Below are 7,068 nucleotides of genomic sequence, written 5' to 3'. Positions count from 1 at the left end.
GCCGCTGAGTTCTACGGCCTGGATAAGACGCCCATTGAGGTGGAGATCGAGCACGCCGGCCAGATCGTCAAGACGGCCATGACCAACAAAGCCCTATACACCAACGTCTCCATCAAGAAGACCGGCTACACCGAGGTCATGCCCGGCCAGCAGATCCGCTATGATTTCTCTAACATCGCCAACAATTCCACCACCGCGCTCACCAGCTTCTACTGGCGGGACACCCTGCCCGTCCAGGCGGTGCGGCTGGACAAGATCGTCACCGGTACCTACAACGTGCAGGGGAATTACAAGATTGTGTTCAAGACCAATCTCAACGGCGAGTACCGCACCATGTACGACAACCTGAGCACCATGCAGAACCATGTGCTGGACGCCTCCCCCGCCGCGCTGGGACTGGCCTCCAACGAGTACGTCACCGAGTTTATGGTTTCCTTCGGCATCGTACCCGGCAATTTCCGGCAGGTGGAGTCACCCAAGGTATACTGCAATGTGGTGTCCTGGCTCACCGGAGGGACCCAATTCGTCAACCAGGCGGATGTAGGCGGCGTGTACAACGGTCAGTGGATCATGGCCACCAGCAGATGGGTCACCAGGGTCTACAAGCCCGCCAAGCCCCTGCCCCGCACCGGCTATTGAGCCGATCCATCCATGCTGAATGGGGAGCCGCCTGTCAAGGGCGGCTCCTCTTCTGTAAATCTAAATGAATACAGGGAGGAAAATGAAGATGAAGTTCAAGAAAATGTTCCGTATCCTTGCCGCCGCCATGGTGGTGGCGGCCCTCTGCTGCGCTCCCGCCTTCGCCGCCGGGGATGTGGCCTCCGCGGTGGAGAGTACCTGGACCGACGCCGCGACCCAGATTAAGACCGTGGTGGAGAACGTGGTCTTCCCCGCGCTGGACATGGTCCTCGCCATCGCCTTCTTCACCAAACTGGGCATGGCTTACTTTGATTACCGCAAGCATGGCCAGTTCGAGTGGACCGGCCCGGTAATTCTCTTCGCCTGCCTGGTCTTCACCCTCACTGCTCCCTCCTATATCTGGGGCATCATCGGGATTTGATGGGATCGGACAGCGGATGCCCTTCGGACAGGAACTGCGGAACGCCGTTGCCAAACGCCGCCCGGACGCTGTCTGTCTGGGCGGCGTCTGCTACATCCGGCTGGGCGGGGAAACTCTGGCAAAGGCCGCGCTCACCTCGGGAGGCGGCAATTACGACGGAATCCAGGTGACGGTCCTGAACCGGCGTACCGGACCTGTGGATTCCATCACCATCCGTTCCTGGGATGTGCCTCACGGCGTGAAAAAGCCTCCTGACTTCGGGGAAAAAGCGGATTGGGATATCTACCGTCCCACGCTGGATATAGACAGGCTCTGGGAATTGGCGGAGGAATACCTGCGTCTTTTCCAAGAGCCTGATACGGAAATGAGGTGATTCTCAATATTTATCTTTGATTTTGTAGCGTCCACCATCATGGACAATCTGATCGACTGGTTCTATGGGCAGGTGGTAGGCTTCCTCGGCAACTTCTTTGCTGAAATGGGGAACATGGGCGTGGAGCTGTTCGCGCTGGACTGGGTGGAGGCCATCGTCCTGTTTTTCTCTCAGCTGGGCTGGGCGCTGTTTGGCGTCAGCCTGGTGGTCTCCGGTTTTGAGTTCGGCATTGAATACTCCACCGGCAGAGGCAACCTCCAGCATACGGCGCTGAACGCCATCAAGGGCTTCATGGCGGTGAGCCTGTTCACCGTGGTACCTGTGCGGCTCTACTCCCTGTCGGTATCCTTGCAGGGGACCTTCGCCATTGGCCTGACCGGGGCTGGAACCAGCATCGGGACCGTGGGAGAACGAATCATTGAGGAACTGATGAGCGTGGAGAGCCTCGCGGATATGGCGGGCGCGCCCAGCTTCGGCATGAGCGTCCTCACCAGTCCCATCATGCTTTTATTCTGCATCATTATGATGGCCTACGCGGTGATCAAGGTGTTTTTCGCCAACCTCAAACGGGGCGGCATCCTGCTCATCCAGATTGCTGTGGGAAGCCTCTATATGTTCAGCGTCCCCAGAGGCTATACAGACGGCTTTGTTCAGTGGATGAAGCAGGTCATCGGCCTGTGCCTGACCGCCTTCCTTCAATCCACCATCCTGGTGGCCGGCCTGATGGTCTTTAAGGACCACGCCCTGCTGGGACTGGGTCTCATGCTCTCCGCGGGAGAGGTGCCCCGGATCGCCGGGACCTTCGGCCTGGACACCACCACCCGAGCCAACATCATGAGCGCCGTCTACACCGCCCAGGCTGCCGTCAACACCACCCGCAGCGTTGCCCAGGCCGTGGCGCCCAAATAAGGACAGAGGAGGAAAAGACGGATATGAATCAACTGGTATACATTGCCTCGCCCCTCTCCGGAGATGTGGCGCACAATCTTGATTTCGCACGCCAGGCGTGCCGCTATGCCATCGCCCAGAGCGTTACGCCATTCGCCCCGCATCTGCTGTACCCCCAGATGCTCAATGACAACGATCCGGCGGAGCGCCAGCTGGGACTCGAAATGGGGAATCAGATGCTGGAGCTGTGCGATGCGCTGTGGCTGTGCGGAGATCGGGTCAGCCCCGGCATGGAGGGAGAGCGGAAACTCGCTGAGGAGCTTGGCATCCCTGTTTGCAGGATCAGTACACAGGAGATCCTTTCCGTGTCTTTTTCTCCCACAGAAGGGATGGGGATGGCAATGGGATGACACTCACTATGGGGAGCCTCTTCGATGGCATCGGCGGCTTCCCCCTGGCTGCGGTCCGGAACGGGATCACGCCCGTGTGGGCCAGCGAGATCGAAGCCTTCCCCATCGAGGTTACGAAGCACCATTTTCCCGACATGATCCATGTGGGGGATATCACCAAGCTGAACGGGGCAAGTCTGCCGCCTGTGGATATCATCTGCGGCGGCAGCCCTTGCCAGGATCTCAGTGTGGCTGGAGCGAGAGCCGGTCTGTCCGGCGCCCGCTCCAGCCTTTTTATGGAACAAATTCGAGTCGTAAAGGAGATGCGAAATGCAGATTTGGAACGAGGACGGACAGGGCTCGCTGTTCGACCACGATGGATGTGCTGGGAAAATGTACCTGGCGCGTTCAGCTCAGGGACCCCCAAGGGGGAGGACTTCCGCATCGTCCTCGAGGAGATCGTCCGAGTTAAAAGCGATACCGCTCATGTCCCTGGACCTCACCCCTGGGCGTGGCAACCTGCTGGGCGAATCGTACTGGGAACTGGTTTCTCCCTGGCCTGGCGGGTCTTCGATGCTCAATACTGGCCCCGCACCCCTCAGCGAAGAAGACGTATTTTCCTTATCGCAGATTTTGCAGGACGCACCGCCCCGCAAATACTATTTGAGCAAGACCGCCTGCCTGGGTATTCTGCGCAGGGCAGGGGAACGCGGGAAGGAGCTGCCGCCTCAGCTGAAAGCGGCGCTGATGGCTCAGGCGGGGCTAATCTCACTGGCGGCTCCGGCGTCTAAATCCATCGCCTTTGCCGCCAACCAGCGGGACGAGGTGCGAGATCTCCACAATGTGGCCGGTGCATTGAGCGCCCAGCCGGGAATGAAGCAGCAGACCTTCATTGCGCAGGACTGCCTCACTCCCTGGGACACCCAGCAGGCCCGCATCTTCACCCCGGAGAGCAAGGCCCCCACCCTGGCCAGCGCGGACGGAGGCGGCGGGCGGAATCCTGGCGGGCTGTTGTTTACAGCTGGAGTAGCTGGCAGTCTGACTCCCTGGGATAACCAGCAAAGGCGTATCTCTACTCCCTATGGTGTCGCCCCAACGATCAACAGCGGTGAGCTGAAGCCGGGTGGACTTCTGTTTGTAGCAGGCTTCTGCGCCGGAGCCGCCCCTTCGGCTGGCGGGATCGGTTATCAGGAGGAGATCGCTCCAACGCTGAAAGCGACCGCCAGTGGGAACATGATGCCCTCCATTCTCTGCCTCACCGATCATGGGGGGCAACGCATGGACATTACAACCGATATGACGCCCACGCTCCGTGCGCAGATGGGCGTCCATCTGCCGCTGATCTGTCTCAACGACCAGGGCGGCGGCGTCATGTCCTGCTCTGAAGATGTGGCTGGGACGCTGCGGGCACAGGAGCATGGACATCAGCCGCTGGTTATGGGGCTGCGGCAGGAAGAAAAAACGCGCATGGTTATTGAACTGTTTGAGAATCACGGCATTGATGCGAGGTATACAGGACCGCACAAAGTGTCTCCTACATTGACGAATCGCGGAGGCACTGGCTTTTCTGAACCTGATGAACACAATATGAATCCACACTATTAAGACTCTTTTTCCTGTTAAAGTCTTTTCATTTTTTCCGCTCGATGGTATAATCAAAATGTTTAATATTTTGATTGAGAGGTAAATCAGATGAACTTCTTTATTAACAGGTTGGATTACTTGGACATTGGAAATAATAGCTATCCTTTTATTCCTGAAAATATCGCAAAAGAGATGAATCTGGACGGAATGATTGTCGGATTAAACGGATATTTTTTCTCTCACGGCACAGATGTTATGGCACTTCTAAAGAATACTAACTTAAGGGATCAACTTGGGATAAATCGGTACAACGCATTATTTCAACATCCCATGATGCTGTTTCTTCTAGCGACTACGGAGGATGAATTCCGTTTATCAAAGGAGGAGTTGGATCATCGGTATGGTATTATGGAGATACATTTAAATAATTTTGCGCAAGCACTTTCAATTGGCTTCTGGTTTATCAAGGATTCCTGTGTCTGTGCAACACAAGGCTATTGGATGAATCTGCTTAATGACTACAATGCCCAAGGAACAAGAGATATGTTCATTACTCGCAGTGACGGAAGCTGTGCAGTTACGTCTTTTACCGACCCTGAAATGGATGAGGCCATCAATCGAATGTATGAAATATATCGTTATTTGCTACCGGATGAGTCAAAAATGGGGCGCTTTGAATCTGTTAATCACGCCGGAAGTACAGTGTGGATGATTGATCAGGCTATCAGTTCTGAGGGAAACAGTTTTGCACGGGCATTAAAATATCTACAGGAAGCTCGAAGAACCGGGGTGCTCTCCAGCAAAATTGACAAATACTGCTCTGTGTTGGAATGCTTATATGCAATCAATAAAGAGCACAAAAAGAATATCGCTGATATCACAGCAGCTTTTATTGGAACTGATGCCGAAGACAGAGACGATATCCGAAACCACATGCGGGAGGCATATGGTGTGCGCTCCGATGGTTCCCATGGTGACAATCTTAAATATCTAAAGCAAAATGATACAGAGCAATTGAAAGCATTATCTACTATAGTGGATAATTACGTTAGAGCAGTATTTCGCAAAGTTATATGTCAAGACAGATTGAACTATGATTCTACACCTGCGAGCAAAGCCAATACCCGTGCATATTTTCTGGCTCTGATGCACGCTATTTATCCGCCAGAGGTATCCTAAATAGGCTCATTTCTAAGACAGAGGAAAACTCTTTTTTGAGTTTTCCTCTGTTTATTGTCAAAAGAAACCACAGGTTATGCTTGGTATCGAGAAGAAAATGTTGAATATAGGCATAGATGCAGTAGGAATTAAATTCGGAAGCGTTTAGACTTTGCCAGTAAAATCCCTTTACAGGGTTGTGCAAGCCACCCGTTATACGGGGAGTATCCTATTGACAAATTTTATTTTGTAGGGGGCACCCCCTTGGGCGGCCCGTTGTGAGGCCCAATCCTTGTACAGGTGGGCCACCGAGGGCGGCAACCCCTACCCATGGTCCTGTTATAAAATGCGCGATAGGACACTTCCCCGTTATACGGGTGGTCTTGACTATTAACAAGGTTCATAGAATGTATAGCGTAAAGTTATTTAGTATCCAGAATTTTTAGCGTAGATAATTTTGCCCTGCTGTCCGGGCGCTCTCCAATTTGCGCCTAATCATAAATTTTGCCACATTCATTCCTGAGCATACGAATTTTTTCTCTCCATGTAGTTACAATGCTAGCAAATTCGGGTTGTTCCTCTCTAAAGAATGCATTTAGACTGTTTTCCAATCCATCTAATAAATAGTCGCAAATTGGTTTATCACCAAAAATTTCAAAAAACTTTTGGCCATTTCCTTGATTGTTTATTGCCTGAGAAAAAATCGTTGTTTCAGCATCAATTAATTCCCCCAAATAGTCTAGGCATATTCTATAATTTTCGTAATCGAAACCACGAAAAAACGGTCGTTGGGTTTCTCTTGACATATTATCAAGCCATATATCATCCACAAACATCTCAAAAAAGACACTCGTTCTACCTAAAAAACCCCATAAAGCAACAGACAGACTGGGAACATATACAAACTCAGTTGACTTGATATCCTGTTCACAGAGATCGCTATTTGATATTTGTTCTTGGTCTGCACTCCGTAATAGCAACCGGTGTTCCATCAAGTAACGTAGAGAGTTGTTAAAGTGCTGCAAGTATTTTTTTGAGCCAAAAACCTCTTCTACATCTTGTAAAAAATCAGAAATTCTTATTGAACTGTCCCAACTCATTTCTCTATAGTCCGCAAAATAAAGGAAATACTTCAATGTCAGCAATGGAAATAATTCCATATTATTGTTGACCTCATTATATAAAAGGTTAGGAATAATAGATTCTCTAGAATTATAGACAATACTCTCATTCATTCCAAGAGCTCGAATCAATGAGGCAGGATTTGTTCTGTATTGATCAATATCTGTAATTTGGAATGCGCCAGGGGAGTGGAGTGTAAGATTCCGCTGAATCCATTGTTTGTTAAATACAATTTCTTTTACTTTTCGAAGCGCTTCACGAATGTTTTTTAATGTCAAATCAAGAACGAAATCACCAATATTATCATCAACTCTGTTTACAATTTTCATAACGACCTGCATTGCAAGATACCATTTGCTATCTATTGTATTCCGTTTGGTTTCGGGAATAGCTTCATATCGTTTTTGAATTATCGCAACTAGTACTTCACCAAGATAGAAAATAGAAGTAGCGGAGAAGCGAGAAATGTGGTAAAATACTCTCGGGTGATGAGG

At 51.1% G+C, this 7,068-nt stretch carries 6 protein-coding genes and 2 pseudogenes; 7 read left to right on the top strand and 1 reads right to left on the bottom strand.

What is annotated here, in order from left to right:
• The 7 genes and pseudogenes from NFS22_RS22780 to NFS22_RS22750 form a co-directional block, all read left to right on the top strand.
• Nucleotides 1-639 (top strand): annotated as a pseudogene (locus NFS22_RS22780) (SpaA isopeptide-forming pilin-related protein); the annotation flags it as partial.
• 88 nt (nt 640-727) lie between these two features.
• Entirely contained in the window at nt 728-1,060 is a 333-nt protein-coding gene (locus NFS22_RS22775; RefSeq protein WP_016317203.1) for a DUF3852 domain-containing protein, read from the top strand.
• Nucleotides 1,061-1,076: 16 nt separating this feature from the next.
• A complete protein-coding gene (locus tag NFS22_RS22770; RefSeq protein ID WP_251319926.1) occupies nt 1,077-1,433 on the top strand; it encodes a hypothetical protein in 357 nt (118 codons plus the stop codon).
• 39 nt (nt 1,434-1,472) lie between these two features.
• Nucleotides 1,473-2,342, top strand: coding sequence for a conjugal transfer protein TrbL family protein (locus NFS22_RS22765; protein WP_420908909.1), 870 nt, complete (start codon nt 1,473-1,475; stop codon nt 2,340-2,342).
• 23 nt (nt 2,343-2,365) lie between these two features.
• The gene (locus NFS22_RS22760; protein ID WP_251319925.1) at nt 2,366-2,731 is read left to right on the top strand and encodes a DUF7768 domain-containing protein; all 366 of its coding nucleotides are present in this window, start codon (nt 2,366-2,368) and stop codon (nt 2,729-2,731) included.
• A pseudogene (locus tag NFS22_RS22755) lies at nt 2,728-4,273 on the top strand (DNA cytosine methyltransferase); the annotation flags it as partial. The gene NFS22_RS22760 and the pseudogene NFS22_RS22755, both read left to right, overlap by 4 nt.
• Nucleotides 4,274-4,402: 129 nt before the next feature.
• Complete coding sequence (locus NFS22_RS22750; RefSeq protein ID WP_251319924.1) at nt 4,403-5,473, top strand: HEPN domain-containing protein; 1,071 nt, start codon at nt 4,403-4,405, stop codon at nt 5,471-5,473.
• A gap of 470 nt (nt 5,474-5,943) precedes the next feature.
• Here NFS22_RS22750 and NFS22_RS22745 read toward each other — a convergent pair.
• Nucleotides 5,944-7,068: hypothetical protein (locus NFS22_RS22745; RefSeq protein ID WP_251319923.1), on the bottom strand; the 1,125-nt coding region annotated here is incomplete at its 5' end.

The sequence above is a fragment of the Flintibacter muris genome, assembly GCF_943192995.1.
Classification (GTDB): domain Bacteria; phylum Bacillota; class Clostridia; order Oscillospirales; family Oscillospiraceae; genus Lawsonibacter; species Lawsonibacter muris.
The sequence above is the reverse complement of the archived record's forward strand: the minus strand, read 5'-3'. Positions and strand labels throughout refer to the sequence as shown.

Bases quoted from the DNA above. Each gene is read 5' to 3' on its own strand.
- NFS22_RS22775 (WP_016317203.1), top strand. From the start codon at position 728: ATGAAGTTCAAGAAAATGTTCCGTATCCTTGCCGCCGCCATGGTGGTG.
- NFS22_RS22770 (WP_251319926.1), top strand. From the start codon at position 1,077: ATGCCCTTCGGACAGGAACTGCGGAACGCCGTTGCCAAACGCCGCCCG.
- NFS22_RS22765 (WP_420908909.1), top strand. From the start codon at position 1,473: ATGGACAATCTGATCGACTGGTTCTATGGGCAGGTGGTAGGCTTCCTC.
- NFS22_RS22760 (WP_251319925.1), top strand. From the start codon at position 2,366: ATGAATCAACTGGTATACATTGCCTCGCCCCTCTCCGGAGATGTGGCG.
- NFS22_RS22750 (WP_251319924.1), top strand. From the start codon at position 4,403: ATGAACTTCTTTATTAACAGGTTGGATTACTTGGACATTGGAAATAAT.